Genomic DNA, 16,519 nt, shown 5'->3' on the forward strand with positions numbered 1-16,519 from the left:
TTAATCCATTGCGATTTCTAAAGATCTGTTAAGTACACCCGGACGCGCATACAAGTAGCCTTGTGCAAGGTCTACCTTATTCCGTGCAAGGACGGATTCCTCTTCTTTGCTCTCAATTCCTTCTGCTACTACAATTGAACCTGTTTCTTTTGCAACCAGCAGCAGTCCTTTCAGCAAGGATTCTTTTACTGTATTTTTGTCAATATCCTGAATAACAGCACGGTCAATTTTTATAATATCCGGCAAAATTTCACTGATCGAATTTAAACTCGCATATCCCGCACCAGTATCGTCAATAGCAATTCTAAAGCCTAGAGTACGAAGCACTTTTATATTGTAAATAAAATGGTCCATCCCTTCAATTGAATCGCGTTCAGTAATTTCAAAAATCATTTGCTTTGGAGAAATTTCGCTATGTCTTTGAAGCGTCTCCTTTATATCTCTGACAAATCGCTGATTCCCCAGTGTAATTGGAGTGAAATTAATGAAAATTTCCTGTGTGCAGCCTGTAGCAATAATTTGCTGCAGTATTTTTTCGAAAACAATCATTTCCAGATTGTATAGCATTCCAGTTTGTCTCGCAACGGAGAAAAGCTGAAGCGGATTCTCTAATGTTGTTCCCTTCGGACCTCTTGTAAGCATTTCCCATGCTCTAACTTCCCCTGTGGCAAGGGTAATAATCGGCTGTGCCAGGATATGTATATCTTTTTGGGAAATAATTTTGCTGATGGAATATACCATTTCATTAAATTCTGTTTTTACTCTTTTTTCTGCCATTGCTACTGCCTGCTGATGGGCTTTGTAAATTGATTCTTGTATAGAATAGTGCTTTCGCTGAATAAACATGTATCCAGTTTCGAATTTAGGCTTTATTTGCCCTAATTCAGGAAACATCATTTTTTCAGATTCACGCAATATTTTTTTCATTGTGCTGTCAATATCAGACACGCTATGTATATTATGATTTACTCTAATAAATAAGGCTAATCCATCACTATAATAGTCATGCAATGCAATTAAATCGTCATTTACCTCCTGTGCAATTACCTTTTGAAAGGTCTTTTTCATTAAGCTAATGAAACGGACATATTCTGTTTCACCAAGCTGATCGGATAGCTCCTGCAGATTCTTAATATTATAGACGATCACCGCAGTTTCAAAATCCATTTTAAAAGCTTTTTTTACACCTTCTGCAATCGGATCACGAATTACAAACCTTGGTGGAAAATAGCGCAGCTGATTTAGCGGAAGAAGAATTTTCCCCCATTGAAAAAGCGCTTTTACTTTTTTTATTATTTGACCAGCCATTGTCCCATTCCTCTCAGAAGCAAACATCGATTTATTTTGATTCAATTGTATCATAATATGCATACTTTAGCGGTTTTTTCCATTAAAAATACGGTGTTTTCTTCCGCTTATCCGTTAAAATGCAACAAATCTGTTAAGATATAGAATGAGATGAGCAATTATGAGAATTAAAGGAGATTTTGAAATGTCTGAACGTTTTTTTCTTTATAATGATCTTGAGGATACAAAAACCAGATTCATTAGTTTTATGGGTGAAAATAAGCGCTTCGACTTAGCGTTAATCCGTTCAAACCGGTTTTATGGAAAACAGCTTGTCCTTGACCTGCAAGGCAGCCGTTTTGCGATTATCGGAAGCGATGACCTAGAGGAAGAGGGATATCTTGAATCCATTTACCAGCTTTCAGAGGAAGATGCTGCAGAGCTGCGTACGTTTCTTTATGAGGTAATTTAAGACTGAATATATGTTTGTAAAGCCGCAAATGCTATTAATGCGGAACTTCTTCGCTACTTTTTCATTGGAGTGATGTCATGATGGCTGACAAAGAACAAGAAGCATATACAGACTTTTCCAATGCAGAAACACAGAAAAATTTTATTATCCCGGAAGATTTACCAGAAGGACCGTACGGGTCTCCAATTAATGCCACTGAACCTGTCCAGAATAAAAGCACACCATGGGAAGAGGGACAGCGCCCTTATAGTGCTTTTAATTATGAATTTAAGTCGCTTCATCAAAATTTGCCCAGACAAATGGATGGCGCCCACCCAACACATGATGATCCAGATGTAAATGAAGAGCAGCCATATACGGAAACCTAAGGATAAAAAGAATATTCTTAAAAAGCCCAAGAATTTAATAAAATTCTTGGGCTTTAATTTAAGAACAAAGAAATCAACGTGATTACATATGTTATTTACTTATCTTTTTAACCACAAAATAAGGACAGCCAAAATTACAATACTCATATAAGTATTCCGTAAGCGTGCTTATTTTTGTATCGAAGGTTGCTTTATGGTTTTGATCATCAAAAAAACCTCTTAACCGCAGCTGCCCATAGCCCCAATCCCCAACGATATAATCATATCGGGCTAAAATTTCACTAAATCTGCCCTTGAAAGCTTCCTCATTAAAGCCATCGCGCTGCTCTTCAACCACTTCATAGCATAAATTATTAATGCAAATCATACTTTCACCTCTTTGGAAGCAAGTTCAATTGTTTTCGTTAATTAAATTATAACTGATTCTCCATCAATTACTAAGAGAAAAAAATAAAACATAAGGCAATTCTAATAGTACTGGAGGTGTTTATGATGAAAAAAACATTTATTTTTCTTTGTCTTTGTGGATTAACTGCCCTAACAGGCTGTCAAAATGATAGTGCCCAAAATGATCTTTATCAGGAAAGCGGCAACACCATTAATGTAAACGACCAGCGAGCTGAATTGTATCATCAAGGAAACGATGGCGACCGTGATGATGTCAGTGAAGACTTTGGTTATGTACGTCACCAGCGCAGTCCTGTTCTCGGAGAAAGTGTTGCCAATGAGCATTATGCAGCAATTGATCGCGAACAATTGGCTGATATAATCAGTAAATATTCAACCGAGGTGCCAAACGTCGATGATGTATCTACTTTGGTTACAGATGAAGAAGTCATTATTATTTATGACGCAGATACAGAGGATCGAAACTATACAGCGGATCAGGTCAAACGAATGGCCTTGTCAGTTGTTCCGAGCTGGTATCACATATATGTAAGTGATAATACAAATTTGCGTAAAACAGTAGAAAGCTATGCCACCATGGATTCCAATAGTGAAAATGCAGATTACGGCATCAGTCAGCTTATTAAGGAACTGCAGAAATCTCCTCAGGGTGTAAAGAAAAAGGGAGACCCGGATCAGGGAACAATGGATGAAAATAATCTTTAAATTCATGAAAAAATCAAGAGGCTGTCTGCCTCTTGATTTTCTTAATATTATGCTTGTTGAACCTGCTTATCACCCATAGCTTGTCTTTGTTTTGCAGCAGCATTAACTTGTTCGTCAGCATGGTAGGAAGAACGGACAAGTGGACCCGCTTCACAATGGCTGAATCCTTTTTCCATTGCAATTTCCTTTAATTCATTGAACTCTTCTGGTGAATAATACTTAAGAACTTTCAGATGTTTTTTAGATGGCTGTAAATACTGTCCAATTGTCATAATATCAACATCATGTGCTCTTAAATCATCCATTGTCGCAATGATTTCCTCTTTTGTTTCTCCTAAACCAATCATTAAGCTGGACTTGGTAGGAATTTCAGGCTGCATTTCTTTGGCTTGCTTTAGAAAATCCAAGGAACGTTGATATTTCGCACGAGCACGGACTCTTGGAGTTAATCTTTCAACCGTTTCAATATTATGGTTCAAAATATCCGGCTTAGCATCCATTACAAGTTTTAAATTCTCGGTTGCGCCACCAAGATCAGATGGCAATACTTCCACAGTGGTAAAAGGGCTTTTCCTGCGGATCGCTCTTATGGTTTCTGCCAAAACAGCTGCTCCGCCATCCTTTTGATCATCTCTGGCTACCATTGTAATAACAGCATGTTTTAAATTCATCAAGGCAACTGAATCAGCTACTCTTTCTGGCTCTTGAAGATCCAGTTCAGTTGGCAAACCTGTTTTCACAGCGCAAAAGCGGCAGGCGCGCGTACATACAGATCCTAAAATCATAAATGTAGCCGTTCTTCTGACTGCCCAGCATTCGTGAATATTCGGACATTTTGCTTCCTCACAAACTGTGTGCAAGCTGTTTTCCCGCATCATTTTTTTAAGACCAGTGTAATTTTCATTCGTGTTCAACTTTATTTTAAGCCATTCAGGCTTGCGCAAATACTCTTCCTTTTTGCTCAAAACACTCACTCCATCCTGAGAAATTACTAAATCCGCAATTTTCAATATGTAATGTCAAAATACTCTTTCACTTGTCACTGTATCATATGCACCCATCAAGGACAAGTAGTACAGTTTTTTCATTACCAAAATTTATGATCTATTGTTTTTGTCTTTTTTCATAAACTAACTAGGAAAGAAAAAGTGAAAGGAGGTTCAATGTGCGTCTTTTTAACATTATTCTTTATACTGTCTTATGTTTTGCTGCATTTCAACTGAATGTATTTGCTGAATCAAATGAAAATGAATACGTTAAAAGGATGGAGCTTTATACACGAACGGAAGCTGTGACAAACATACCGTGGTACTATTTAGCGGCCATTGATCAATATGAAAGAAATGTTCGTCAAGCTCGCCGGGATATTCCTAAGGCTGAAGGTTTGACTGGTATATACTTTAAAGAGGAACAATGGACGGGCGTTTTAAATCCAAATAAACAAGATGAGAATCCTAAAACGATAGCCTTATTTAACGGATTAGGCACAGATGGGGATGGAGATGGGAAAGCGAGTCTAAAGAGCGATGAAGATGTTCTATTTTCTTTCGCTAAGCTTCTTCTTGCATATGGAACAGATCATGATAATTTAAAAATTGGCTTATGGAATTACTATAAAAGAGATAAAGCAGTCAGAATTATAATTGGGAAAGCAGATATTTATAAGCATTACGGGCGTCTAAACTTAGATGAGCATGCCTTTCCAGTCCCTCTTAACAGCACATACAGCTATCGAAATACTTGGGGCGATGCACGCGGATGGGGCGGACGCAGAATACATGAAGGAACAGATATCTTTGCTGGATACGGTGTCCCAGTTAGAGCCACTTCCTATGGCATTGTGGAAATGAAAGGCTGGAACAAGTATGGCGGATGGCGTGTGGGCATTCGTGACATCAACAATAACTATCACTACTATGCTCATTTAAGCGGCTTTACAAAGGATCTTAAAGTTGGACAGATTGTTGAACCCGGCATGATGATTGGCGGTGTCGGAAGCTCTGGATATGGACCTCCTGGAACATCAGGGAAATTCCCTCCACATCTGCATTATGGAATGTACAAAGACAACGGTATATCAGAATGGTCCTATGACCCATATCCACACTTAAAGCTATGGGAACGGCAGGAAAGGAAAAGGAAATAAAGTTATTATCAGCATCCAGTCTAAGACAGGAGCTGTTATAATTTCACACAAAAAAGGAGAGTCAATTGCCGCAGCATGGCCAATTGACTCTCCCCTATTTACTTTATTTACTTTTCTTTGCTTTGGAAATGGCATTGCCTATACTTGCAGCAAGTCCTCCCCAGATAATAAGCATCCCAATGATCATTACTGTAATGGATACACCAGACATTATTGAGATACCTCCTTGTTTTCTGGAACATCAAGCTCTGTTCCTTTATTCCACTTAAGAGCCATAAAGACGAACCCAAGAATAATAGCCAATACGGCAACAGCCCATCCAGACCAGATTAAGAATCCTGTAGGGTAGCCTTCATAGTTCTCTTTAATGTTTGTGTAAATGTTTTGAATCATCATGTAACCAAGGACGATTGGTGTAATAAAACCTAAGCATAGTTTCCACCAGCCGCCTAATTGAATATCAGACATGCTGTTTGCATGTTTTTGAAGGTTTGATAATTCTCTCATTACCCATACAACGATAATAACCTCAACCAAACCAGCTAATGCAACTCCAAAGTTATTGATAAAATAGTCAGCTGCATCTAAGAAGTTTAGTCCGCCTCGTGTAGCAAAAACGAGTGAAACTAAAGCTGCTAAGCCGCCGCCTACCAATACAGCTTTTGTACGGGAAACTTTAAACTTATCTTCAATACCAGCAACAAATGTTTCAACAATCGACATTAAGGATGTTAAACCAGCAAGCGTTAAGCAGATAAAGAATGCTGCTCCAAACGCTCCGCTAAGTGCAGGCATTTCACTAATAATTTGTGGAAATACCATAAATGCCAGGCCAACTCCACTAGAAACAACCTCACTTACATCCACGCCAGATTGCGCAGCCATAAATCCTAATGCTGCAAACACCCCAATTCCGGCTAATAGCTCAACACTGGAGTTTGCAAATCCTGTTATAAAGGCATTGTTTGTAATGTCAGTCTTTCTAGGAAGATAGCTTGAATACGTAATCATGATGGCAAAAGCAATTGATAAGCTGAAAAAGATTTGACCATAAGCCGCTACCCATACAGTCGGACTGGCAATCTGACTCCAGTCAGGTGTAAAGAAGGCTTCTAATCCAGCTGCTGCTCCATCTAATGTTATAGCTCTGACAACGATAAATAAGAATAAAATAATTAGTGCAGGAATAAAAATTCTGTTTGCTGCTTCGATCCCCTTCTTAACACCTTTGAATAGGATACCGAGTGTAATAACCCATACGATTATTAGTGGTATAAGCACTCCTGGAACCATTCCGCCAAATTCACCTGGATTTGCAACTTGAAGATATTCTCCAACCAGGAATGATGTTGGATCATCTCCCCATTTTAAATTCAATGAGAAAAGTGCATAAGACATGGCCCAAGCGATGATAACTGCATAATATGTGGCAATAACAAATGAGATAGCAACCTGCCACCAGCCAAGCCATTCATACTTTTTATTCATTCTCGCATACGATAAAGGAGCAGAGCCGCGATATTTCTGACCGATGGTGAATTCCATAATCAATAAAGGAATCCCAGCGGTTAGAAGAGCAAATAAATAAGGAATAAAAAATGCTCCTCCTCCATTGTCATATGCTACTGCCGGGAATCGCCAGATATTTCCCAAACCAACAGCTGAACCTACAGCCGCCAAAATGAATCCAGCTCTCGTACCCCACTGAGGACGATTTTCCATAATCTATTATACCCCCTACAATAGTCCGCATTAAATTTTCCGCAAGTGGGAAATTTTTATATTTTCAGACTATTTAATTTAATATAAATTTAGTATATATACTTTTACTACTACTGTCAAAACATTATTTGGGACATAATATTTATTTATTTTTCGTTACTAGAAAAGCAATTACGTTCATCTTCTCGTATTTCCGGCAGTCCCAGTCCCTCCTCCTCTCAATCTATATGTATGCATGTAAGAGAATTTCTTTCTGTATATTTCAGAAAGTTTTAAAAATACAATAAAAAAAGAAAAGCCCTCCCGCTATTGACGAGAAGACTCTTTATCATCATTATTTCATCTGTTCCATGTCTAACTTGAATTTTCGAGTACCGACAAAGGTAAATACAATCAGTAATAGAGCAATGGCGGCCACACTTAAGATCGTACTGTCTGTAAAACCAAGGATCAGGAAACCGACACCCGATATTGCTGCTGATATAAGGGCATATGGAAGCTGTGTAAGAACATGGTCGATATGATTGCATCCTGCTCCTGTTGACGAAAGAATCGTTGTATCTGATATAGGAGAACAATGATCGCCAAAAACGGCTCCAGCTAGTACAGCTGCCATTGCAGGCAGCAGCAGGTTTATATCTGTTGCTGCAGCAATATCACCTGCAATCGGGAGTAATATTCCAAAAGATCCCCATGAAGTTCCTGTGCTGAACGCCATTACTCCCGCGATGATAAATAGAAGGAAGGGCAAAAAGGATATCTCCATATTTGAATTCTCAACAAGTCCAGCCAGGTAGGCACCTGTTTCCAGCTGTCCAATTAAATCAACAATCGCCCAGGCAAATAGAAGAATATAGATTGCCGGGAGCATCGATTTAATTCCGCTCCAAATCCCTTTGAAAACAACAGAGCCTTCAATCCCTTTTTTCACGGTAACTTGTCTTGTAAAGAACAGCAATGTAACAATTAATCCAATGACGCCACCGAGAACAAGGGATTTTGAGACATCTGTATTTTCAAAAATCGTTAAAATGGTCGCATTACCCGTTACAGCCTGATAACCAGTCCAGATCATCGCCCCCACTGTACCTGCCACTAATGCGATAATTGGCCAGACTAAGTCGCCGACTGTTCCTTTTGTACTAACAGGTAAATCTTCCTCTAATTTTCCAGGTGCAGGCTTCTCAGGGTCCATTACCTGATTATCTCTTACAGCCCGAATTTCATGCTTTTTCATTGGCCCGATCTCAAATCCTTTGATCGCAACGATAAAAACGATGGCCAGCGTTGTCCACACATATAAATTCATAGGAATCATCTGCAAAAATACCGAAAAGGCTGTATAGTCCGTTAAATTATGAGATGCAAGAATGGTACCGATTAAAGCAATAATATAGGCACCCCAGCTTGAAACAGGTGATACAACACAGACAGGAGCAGATGTCGAATCAATTAAATAAGCAAGCTTGGCTCTTGATACCTTTTGACGATCAGTAATCGGCCGTGAAATCTGACCAACTGCAAGCGCATTAAAATAATCATCAATAAAGATAATCACGCCTAATATGGCACCGATCACCTGTGCACCTGCCCGGGTTTTTACCCGTTTCATTGCCCATTCGCCAAAGGCCCTGCTTCCTCCCGATATAGAGATGAACGCTGTAATAACCCCTAATATCAGTAGGAATAAAATAATATACATATTCCACGTATTAATGCTTCCACCATCAATAAAAATTCCTTTTACGGTTTCCCATAGTATAGATCCAGCTTCAAGAAAGTCCATTTCAGCAAGTATAATTGATGCTGTAAGAATCCCTACTCCTAGCGAAAGCAGCACTTTTCTCGTTAAAATAACAAGAAGTATTGCAACAAGCGGCGGAAGCAGAGAAAATATTGTATTTTCCATTATATTTAACCCTCCCAGAAATCATTTCGGCAGAGGCATAGCAAAAGAGCTCAAAATAAAAAGAGCAATGGCAGAGAATCTCTATCATCACTCTTGATAATCTATTCTTCTCCATTACGATCTGTAGCTCCCCATTGCAAGGGTCAACGAAAAGAATGCAATAAAGACTGCAAAGACTTTTCAAATCTTGCAATGACAGTGTTACCTCTCTTAAAGGTAACCCCAGCGAGATAGCCGCTGACATCAGCTATCCACTTCGGCAGTATTCCCTTTCAGCTGCTCTCCTTGTTGTCATCCTCAAACAGCTTACTAATGAATATTGCACCTCTACCCCATCGGATATGATAAGGTTCATATTCAATTAGAATAATTATATCAAAATAATAAACATTCTACAATGGAGGTCTTTTCCTCTATAAACATTAGTTCTGCCATGTTGTATCACAGCCGCTTATCATGATTGATAAGTCTTGCTTTAAATCTAGTTCATAGGCCTCAACCCTTAAACCGCTCTCTTCAAGAATCCGCACAATAGGGCGATCGCACATTCCTACATTTTGATGAATCACAACACCTTTTCTTCCATCGTTTAACTCAACAGTCATCCCGACTGGATATAAAGCAACAGATTGCCGAAAGCTTTCAATCAGTTTTGCATCGAATAATGTGCCAGACCCTGCATATAAGATTTCCATACCTTCATGCGGAAGCATAGCTTGACGATAAATACGATTAGATGTGACGGCATCAAACACATCTGCGACAGCGATAATTTTGGCAAAGGGATGGATGTCTTCTCCAGAAATACCTCGTGGATATCCGCTTCCATTCAAACGCTCATGATGCTGATAGGCGCAATGAGCCACGATTAATGAGACACTATGTACTCCACGTAATAAGTCGAACCCTGCTTCAGCATGCTTCTTGATTTGAAGAAACTCTTCCTCCGTTAATCTGCCGGGCTTTAACAGTATGTTCTCAGGTATCTGCATTTTCCCAACATCATGCAATATCGCCCCCATACCCAGCAGTTCTAAATCCTTTTGGGAGAAGTTAAGCTGTAAACCAATCGCTAAGGAATAAAGTGTAACATTTAAAGAATGAGAGAAAATATAATGATCATATGTATACACGTCAGACATTATTGAAATGAGGTTTTGATCTCCTTTTATCTCATCCAAGAGCGTGCTGATCAGCTTGGAGAAACTTTTTGACGCCTTATCTATAACGAAGGATTTATCTAAATTCTGGTCATTTGCTGATTGCCGAAACGTATCTTCAATCATAAGAATTGCTTCTCGGCGCAATTTTTCCGGCAATGTGGATTTATAAACAATATCCTTCATTCTCTCGTCTACTACATATATATATGTAATCCCCATTTTCTGCAGCCTGGATAACATTCTTCCGTCAAGCTTTACTCCTCTATTTAAAAGGATTTTGCCTTTATCATTATATATGGATTTCCCTAGTACACTGCCAATTTTGGCAGATTTTGTTGACACTAATCTCATGAAAAAACCTCTTTTTCATCTATAAGTTATCCATTCTAATTCTACTTTTCGCTTTTATCATCAATATTTTACATGTTTGCCCATATTATTCAAGTTTGAGCATTTCAAAGCAGGAATTTAGTCTTAATCATATATTATCATTCCTCCAGCAGCTAGCAAAAGAAAATTTATAAATTATCTGTTTTTCTCTTCACATGGAGATTGATTCTTAATTATCAGTATATAGCCTGCTAAAAAAGCTGAGACTGCATATAGCAATCTCAGCTTCTAAATATTATTTATATCATTTTTAAAAGAGCGTCTCTGCCTGTCATGCCTTTCTTAATTCCAAGTGTTTCAGCTTCAAATGTGACAGATTCAAGCGGCGCTTCAATTAATTGTTCTATCGTTTTTACACCAACAGCTCTTCCTGCAATCACTTTTCGATCTTTTAGCTTTTCATTTAGAAGTGCCACATCTAATGCTCCGCACATGATATATCCTTTATCATTTGTAACTACAAGTAGATTTGTTTTAGGAAGTTCCACCGATACACTTAAGAATGTATGGCCATCAATCTCTATAGGACTTAAATTCATCATATCTTGCCCCACTCCTTTCCTTACACCATATGATGGTACAAGAAAAAAAGTGTAGAACCTGGGAAATCTCTTATGAAAACCTACTTATCAGCCACTAAAATAAATCGAGCTGCCTTGGTGCTAAGCAGCTATATTCAATGCCAAGCATATCAATGAACTGCTTAGCATTGTCAGCAGCGTCTCCGCCGGAGTTATTATTAAACAATACATAAATTTGCTCACACTTCTGTTCTAGTGTTCGAATATACTCAGCCCATTGTGCAAGCTCTTCTTTATTATAGTTATACAAATAACGTACCTCACGCCAATTGTCATGATTTTTCTTTTGCCAGCCATGGACATTACGACCATGAAAACGAACAAGAAGCTTATCAGATCGAGGGGCTGCGAGTACGATCGGGATCGATCCTTCCCCTGCCTGCGGTTCATCACATATTGTATGAATCCAATCTTCATCCTTTATAAATTGCAGCGTCTTCTCCCTAAAGTGTTCCTTAAACCATGACTGATGGCGGAACTCCAGTGCACATGGAATATCTCCCATCTGTGCCTTGCACCATCGCAGATAGTCTACATTCTTTTTTTGGCAATCAAACCATGGCGGGAATTGGAAAAGAACCATCGCCAGTTTATTACGATCTATATAAGGCTGAAGTGATTCTTTAAATGCTGAAAACATTTCTTCCTTGCTTTCAAAGGGGATCTTACCTCGTTCATGCCCTGTCATCCCCTGGTACGCTTTGACAACAAACTGAAAACCATCTGGGGTATCCTCTGTCCACCTTTTCGCATTTCGTACAGGCTGAACAGCGTAAAACGCTGAATCAACTTCTACGACTGGAAAATGGGCGCTATATTCCTTCAGCTTATCGCGTGCAGCTACATTGCCAGTATATAATTGATCATGATCTCCCCACCCAGTTACACCTATGGTGATCATCGAATATCCCCCTCTCTATTTATAATGAATATATCCCAATTTGGTGTATTTTAAGCAAAATGCAAGATATAGAGCTTTATAGTTCATAATCCATTTATAGCACATTTATTACTGGTAAGCATGGCCGTCAGTTTCATGCATTTAATTCAGTTCATACAGAGGTTCCCCTAGATAGCGAACCTCAAATCTATTTATCCTGCACCCTCAGCAGCCTTAACCCATTCAATGTAACAATTAGTGTTGCACCCATATCTGCAAAAATAGCAATCCACAGTGTTAGCCAGCCTGGAACAACTAAGAGTAAGGCCAATAGTTTAATGCCTAAAGAGAATATAATATTCTGTTTAATAATGTATAATGTTCTTCTGCTCAACTTAACTGCAAAAGGCAGTTTTTCAAGATCATCCGCCATTAATGCAATGTCAGCTGTTTCCAAAGCCGTATCTGTTCCAGCACCGCCCATTGCAATACCAACAGTAGAGGCTGCTAAAGCGGGAGCATCATTGACACCATCCCCAACCATAGCCACCCGGCCATATTCGCTTCTCAGACCTTTAATAAACGTTAATTTATCCTGCGGCAGCAAATCTGCCTTTAGATCCGAAACACCTGCCTGTTGGCCGATTGCATTTGCAGTGCCAGCATTATCTCCTGTCAGCATAATGGTCTTTTGAATTCCTAATGAATGTAACTTTTGAATAACCTCTTTACTATTTGTTCTTAATTCATCAGCAACAGCAATCAGCCCTAAAACTTTAGAAGATGTTCCGGCAGCCATGACCGTTTTGCCCTGTTCTTGAAGCTGCGAGATCGTTTCCTTCTGCTCATTTGATAATCCATTTTCTAATATTTCTTCAAATAGACTTGGACTGCCGACATAATAGGTTATGCCATGTATTGAGCCTGTAACTCCTTTTCCTGTTATTGATAAAAATTTTTCAATCGATATACTTTTGTATTTTAAATCTTCTTCATCAGCTTTTTTTATAATGGCAGAAGCCAGCGGATGCTGTGAACCATTTTCCAAAGCTGCAACAATAGTCAGCAGTTCATCAGAATCAATATCTGTATTTGGAAGGTAATCCGTTACCACAGGAACTCCTTTTGTTAAGGTCCCTGTTTTATCGAAGGCAATTGCTTTAATTCCTCCCATTTCTTCAAGATGAATGCCGCCTTTGATCAGAACACCATTACGTGCTGCATTCCCAATTGCCGTTACAATAGATACGGGTGTGGAAATAACAAGGGCACATGGACAGCCGACTACTAAAACAGCTAATCCCTGGTAAATCCATCTCTCCCAATCTCCATCGAAGAATAAAGGAGGTACAACAGCTGCGGCAAGTGCAACCAGCATGATGATTGGGGTATAGTACCTGGCAAAGCGATCTACAAATGCCTGTGATGGTGCCCGTTCTGCCTGAGCTTCTTCCACTAATTGTATGATCTTTGCAATGGTTGTATCATCCACAAGTTTTGTAACTCTTACCTCTAGCAGTCCTTCTTCATTTAACGTTCCTGCGAAAACTTCATCTTCAATTGATTTTGACACAGGTACTGATTCACCCGTAATAGCTGCTTGATTGACTGTTGATACTCCTTTTAAAACGATTCCGTCCATTGCTATTTTTTGCCCAGGTTTAACGATCATAATATCGTCAACTTGAATATCATCTACATTAATAAAGCGTTCTTCATTTCCTCTTCTGATTAAAGCTTCTTTAGGAGCAATGTCCATCAATGATCGTATTGATTGGCGTGCTTTATCCATGGAGTATGTTTCAAGGGCTTCACTGATCGCAAACAAGATAACAACTGTTGCACCCTCACCCCATTCACCAATAACAGCAGCACCAATAACTGCAATGGTCATTAAAGTTTTCATATCAAACTCTAAACGGAATAAATTCATAACTCCTGTTTTAAAGAGCCGATAACCGCCCACTAAAATAGAACTGGCATATGCCAGTATAGAAACCATGCTATTTTCACCTGATATTTCTGCAGCCAACCAGCCTATTAACAGGAATATAAGCGATGCGATGACTGTCCCGTGTTTTTGGAAAAATGGAATCTTTTTCTCTTCAAATTTTTGTTTTTCAGGATACAGTTTTAAGTTTTCAAAGGCTCCTGCTTTTTCGAGTTCTTCAATCGTTGTCTCACCATAAACAGTAAGCTTAGATGCACCAAAATTAACATTTGCATTAGAAACACCATCCAGGTGTTTGACGTTCTTTTCGAACTTTGTCGCACAGCCTGCTCAGGTGAAGCCTTGAACGCGGTAAACACTTTTCTGTAATTCGGAGTTATTCATGAAGCTTTCCCTCCTGCTGATGTGCAAAGGCTATTTGAATCAATTGTCTGACATGCTCGTCATCCAAGGAATAATACACGAGTTTACCTCGTTTCTGATACTTTGCCAGACCAAGATTTTTAAGATGACGTAAATGGTGAGACGCAGTAGCCATTGTGCTGCCAACAATATTAGCAACATCGCATACACAAAGTTCATCTTCTTCGCATAAAGCAAAAGCGATTCTAATCCTCGTATCATCAGAAAGAGCTTTAAATATTTGTGCAACAGACATCGTATCCTTCTGCTGGATCGAATTTTTCACTCGATTTACTTTTACCTCATCCACACAGCTCACTTCGCAAATATCATCGTGTTTCAAAATATCCCCTCCTCATTCAAACATTCATTTGATTATTAGTATATGCAAGATTATTCTAATGGTCAAATGATTGTTTGAATAATTGATAGATCTTTTAAGATCTAGTCTAATACACAAAAAGTACTTCCTCTAAAAGGAAGCGGGATGATGATTTAAACAGGTTATTCGCCGTAAAAAGAATTTTTTCGCCGTTAGGATGCACTTATTCGCCGTAAAAAAATTATATTCGCCGTTATATTCATATTTTCGCCAAGATCACTTATTTATTCGCCAAACTCAACAAATGGATTAAAAAAAGACGAACCACGAAGGTTCGTCTTTTTTTCTGCAGGATTATCCAATAGATCCTTCCATCTCGAACTTGATAAGACGGTTCATTTCTACTGCATATTCCATTGGAAGTTCTTTTGTAAATGGCTCAATGAAGCCCATTACGATCATTTCTGTTGCTTCTTCTTCAGAGATTCCGCGGCTCATTAGGTAGAACAGCTGCTCTTCAGATACTTTAGAAACTTTCGCTTCGTGCTCAAGTGAGATGTTATCATTTAAGATTTCGTTATATGGAATGGTATCAGATGTTGATTGATTATCCATGATTAACGTATCACACTCAATGTTTGCACGTGCTCCATCAGCTTTGCGTCCAAATTGAACGATTCCGCGGTATGTTACTTTTCCGCCTTGTTTAGAGATGGATTTCGAAACGATTGTTGAAGACGTGTTTGGTGCAAGGTGAATCATTTTTGCACCTGCGTCCTGGTGCTGACCTTTACCTGCTAATGCAATGGAAAGAGTCATTCCGCGCGCGCCTTCTCCTTTTAAAATAACAGCTGGGTATTTCATTGTTAATTTAGAACCGATATTTCCATCGATCCATTCCATTGTTGCGTTTGCGTCACAAACTGCACGCTTAGTAACAAGGTTATAAACATTGTTTGCCCAGTTTTGGATTGTTGTATAACGGCAATATGCATCCTTTTTAATGATGATTTCAACAACCGCACTATGAAGTGAGTTTGTTGTATAAACAGGAGCTGTACAGCCTTCTACATAGTGCACATGTGCGCCTTCATCAACGATGATCAGCGTACGTTCGAATTGCCCCATGTTCTCAGAGTTAATGCGGAAGTATGCTTGCAGTGGTGTTTCAACTTTGATCCCTTTTGGAACATAGATGAAAGAACCGCCTGACCATACAGCAGAGTTTAAGGCCGCAAACTTATTATCTGTTGGCGGAATAACCTTTGCCCAGTGCTCTTTGAAGATCTCTTCGTTTTCGCGAAGTGCAGAATCTGTATCTTTAAATACGATTCCCATCGCTTCAAGATCTTCCTGCATGTTATGGTAAACAACCTCTGATTCGTATTGAGCAGATACACCTGCTAAATACTTCTGCTCTGCTTCAGGAATTCCAAGCTTATCAAATGTTTGCTTGATTTCATCTGGAACTTCATCCCAAGAACGCTCAGTCTTTTCAGAAGGTTTTACATAATAAGTGATTTCATCAAAATTTAATGACGCTAAATCTCCGCCCCATTGCGGCATTGGCATGTTGTAGAAGTGCTCTAATGATTTTAAACGGAAGTCCAACATCCATTGAGGCTCTTCCTTCATTTTTGAAATTTCTTCAACAATCTCTTTTGTTAAACCGCGTTTTGATCGGAAAATGGAAACGTCTTTATCGGCAAATCCGTACTTGTAATCGCCAATGTCAGGCATCTTTTTTGCCATCGTCGTATTCCTCCATTCTTTGCCTCAGGAATCATCCTTTGGCTATATTTTATCCCAAAAT

At 39.0% G+C, this 16,519-nt stretch carries 16 protein-coding genes and 1 riboswitch; of the genes, 4 read left to right on the forward strand and 12 right to left on the reverse strand.

The features are described 5' to 3' along the window. Positions 1 to 1,308 carry an EAL domain-containing protein gene (locus tag J1899_RS18750; protein ID WP_066442779.1) on the reverse strand — a complete coding sequence of 436 codons (1,308 nt, stop codon included), beginning with the start codon at positions 1,306 to 1,308 and terminating at the stop codon, positions 1 to 3. Positions 1,309 to 1,492: 184 nt separating this feature from the next. Between J1899_RS18750 and J1899_RS18755 the strand changes: the two genes are divergently transcribed. Both J1899_RS18755 and J1899_RS18760 read left to right on the forward strand, forming a co-directional pair. Continuing rightward, a complete protein-coding gene (locus J1899_RS18755; protein WP_214475870.1) occupies positions 1,493 to 1,759 on the forward strand; it encodes a DUF3055 domain-containing protein in 267 nt (88 codons plus the stop codon). Positions 1,760 to 1,839: 80 nt separating this feature from the next. Next, positions 1,840 to 2,127 carry a cytosolic protein gene (locus J1899_RS18760; protein WP_151574304.1) on the forward strand — a complete coding sequence of 96 codons (288 nt, stop codon included), beginning with the start codon at positions 1,840 to 1,842 and terminating at the stop codon, positions 2,125 to 2,127. Positions 2,128 to 2,218: 91 nt separating this feature from the next. Here J1899_RS18760 and J1899_RS18765 read toward each other — a convergent pair whose 3' ends face one another. Beyond that, a complete protein-coding gene (locus J1899_RS18765; RefSeq protein WP_066442777.1) occupies positions 2,219 to 2,494 on the reverse strand; it encodes a YutD family protein in 276 nt (91 codons plus the stop codon). Between the two features lie 122 nt (positions 2,495 to 2,616). Here J1899_RS18765 and J1899_RS18770 point away from each other — a divergent pair, with 122 nt between their 5' ends. Continuing rightward, positions 2,617 to 3,240, forward strand: coding sequence for a YhcN/YlaJ family sporulation lipoprotein (locus J1899_RS18770; protein WP_343216728.1), 624 nt, complete (start codon positions 2,617 to 2,619; stop codon positions 3,238 to 3,240). Positions 3,241 to 3,287: 47 nt separating this feature from the next. On the opposite strand, the gene lipA is transcribed toward J1899_RS18770, so the two are convergent. Then, on the reverse strand, positions 3,288 to 4,205 hold the full coding sequence (gene lipA / locus J1899_RS18775; protein ID WP_066442775.1) for a lipoyl synthase: 918 nt from the start codon (positions 4,203 to 4,205) through the stop codon (positions 3,288 to 3,290). Positions 4,206 to 4,459: 254 nt separating this feature from the next. Between lipA and J1899_RS18780 the strand changes: the two genes are divergently transcribed. Further along, a complete protein-coding gene (locus J1899_RS18780) occupies positions 4,460 to 5,386 on the forward strand; it encodes a M23 family metallopeptidase (RefSeq protein ID WP_246586725.1) in 927 nt (308 codons plus the stop codon). A 103-nt stretch (positions 5,387 to 5,489) separates the two neighbouring features. Here the strand turns inward: J1899_RS18780 and J1899_RS18785 are convergent, their stop codons facing one another. The 9 genes from J1899_RS18785 to sufB form a co-directional block, all read right to left on the reverse strand. Continuing rightward, on the reverse strand, positions 5,490 to 5,597 hold the full coding sequence (locus J1899_RS18785) for a MetS family NSS transporter small subunit (protein WP_151574298.1): 108 nt from the start codon (positions 5,595 to 5,597) through the stop codon (positions 5,490 to 5,492). Beyond that, a complete protein-coding gene (locus J1899_RS18790) occupies positions 5,597 to 7,108 on the reverse strand; it encodes a sodium-dependent transporter (protein WP_214475871.1) in 1,512 nt (503 codons plus the stop codon). The genes J1899_RS18785 and J1899_RS18790 overlap by 1 nt, the downstream gene beginning before the upstream one ends. 334 nt (positions 7,109 to 7,442) lie before the next feature. Beyond that, positions 7,443 to 9,017, reverse strand: coding sequence for a Na+/H+ antiporter NhaC family protein (locus tag J1899_RS18795; RefSeq protein ID WP_214475873.1), 1,575 nt, complete (start codon positions 9,015 to 9,017; stop codon positions 7,443 to 7,445). Positions 9,018 to 9,133: 116 nt separating this feature from the next. Beyond that, a riboswitch (Lysine riboswitch) is annotated at positions 9,134 to 9,355 on the reverse strand. 84 nt (positions 9,356 to 9,439) lie between these two features. After that, the gene (locus J1899_RS18800; RefSeq protein WP_214475876.1) at positions 9,440 to 10,531 is read right to left on the reverse strand and encodes an HD-GYP domain-containing protein; all 1,092 of its coding nucleotides are present in this window, start codon (positions 10,529 to 10,531) and stop codon (positions 9,440 to 9,442) included. A 278-nt stretch (positions 10,532 to 10,809) separates the two neighbouring features. Then, positions 10,810 to 11,112 carry a YunC family protein gene (locus J1899_RS18805; RefSeq protein ID WP_066442771.1) on the reverse strand — a complete coding sequence of 101 codons (303 nt, stop codon included), beginning with the start codon at positions 11,110 to 11,112 and terminating at the stop codon, positions 10,810 to 10,812. A 94-nt stretch (positions 11,113 to 11,206) separates the two neighbouring features. Continuing rightward, on the reverse strand, positions 11,207 to 12,052 hold the full coding sequence (locus J1899_RS18810; RefSeq protein WP_066442770.1) for a DUF72 domain-containing protein: 846 nt from the start codon (positions 12,050 to 12,052) through the stop codon (positions 11,207 to 11,209). A 187-nt stretch (positions 12,053 to 12,239) separates the two neighbouring features. Continuing rightward, positions 12,240 to 14,366, reverse strand: coding sequence for a heavy metal translocating P-type ATPase (locus tag J1899_RS18815; protein WP_214475878.1), 2,127 nt, complete (start codon positions 14,364 to 14,366; stop codon positions 12,240 to 12,242). Continuing rightward, a complete protein-coding gene (locus J1899_RS18820; RefSeq protein WP_066442769.1) occupies positions 14,359 to 14,727 on the reverse strand; it encodes an ArsR/SmtB family transcription factor in 369 nt (122 codons plus the stop codon). The genes J1899_RS18815 and J1899_RS18820 overlap by 8 nt, the downstream gene beginning before the upstream one ends. A 333-nt stretch (positions 14,728 to 15,060) precedes the next feature. Then, positions 15,061 to 16,458: a Fe-S cluster assembly protein SufB gene (gene sufB, locus J1899_RS18825; RefSeq protein WP_066442768.1), complete on the reverse strand. Its 1,398-nt coding sequence runs from the start codon at positions 16,456 to 16,458 to the stop codon at positions 15,061 to 15,063. Positions 16,459 to 16,519: the final 61 nt, after the last annotated feature.

Source organism: Cytobacillus gottheilii, assembly GCF_018582665.1.
GTDB classification, from domain to species: Bacteria; Bacillota; Bacilli; order Bacillales; family Cytobacillaceae; genus Cytobacillus; species Cytobacillus gottheilii.

What these genes read in the sequence shown, in the direction of transcription:
- J1899_RS18755 (WP_214475870.1), top strand. Translation starts at nt 1,493, where the DNA reads ATGTCTGAACGTTTTTTTCTTTATAATGATCTTGAGGATACAAAAACC.
- J1899_RS18805 (WP_066442771.1), bottom strand. Translation starts at nt 11,112, where the DNA reads ATGATGAATTTAAGTCCTATAGAGATTGATGGCCATACATTCTTAAGT.
- J1899_RS18785 (WP_151574298.1), bottom strand. Translation starts at nt 5,597, where the DNA reads ATGTCTGGTGTATCCATTACAGTAATGATCATTGGGATGCTTATTATC.
- J1899_RS18770 (WP_343216728.1), top strand. Translation starts at nt 2,617, where the DNA reads ATGATGAAAAAAACATTTATTTTTCTTTGTCTTTGTGGATTAACTGCC.
- J1899_RS18760 (WP_151574304.1), top strand. Translation starts at nt 1,840, where the DNA reads ATGGCTGACAAAGAACAAGAAGCATATACAGACTTTTCCAATGCAGAA.
- sufB (WP_066442768.1), bottom strand. Translation starts at nt 16,458, where the DNA reads ATGGCAAAAAAGATGCCTGACATTGGCGATTACAAGTACGGATTTGCC.
- J1899_RS18795 (WP_214475873.1), bottom strand. Translation starts at nt 9,017, where the DNA reads ATGGAAAATACAATATTTTCTCTGCTTCCGCCGCTTGTTGCAATACTT.
- J1899_RS18765 (WP_066442777.1), bottom strand. Translation starts at nt 2,494, where the DNA reads ATGATTTGCATTAATAATTTATGCTATGAAGTGGTTGAAGAGCAGCGC.
- J1899_RS18790 (WP_214475871.1), bottom strand. Translation starts at nt 7,108, where the DNA reads ATGGAAAATCGTCCTCAGTGGGGTACGAGAGCTGGATTCATTTTGGCG.
- J1899_RS18810 (WP_066442770.1), bottom strand. Translation starts at nt 12,052, where the DNA reads ATGATCACCATAGGTGTAACTGGGTGGGGAGATCATGATCAATTATAT.
- J1899_RS18800 (WP_214475876.1), bottom strand. Translation starts at nt 10,531, where the DNA reads ATGAGATTAGTGTCAACAAAATCTGCCAAAATTGGCAGTGTACTAGGG.
- J1899_RS18750 (WP_066442779.1), bottom strand. Translation starts at nt 1,308, where the DNA reads ATGGCTGGTCAAATAATAAAAAAAGTAAAAGCGCTTTTTCAATGGGGG.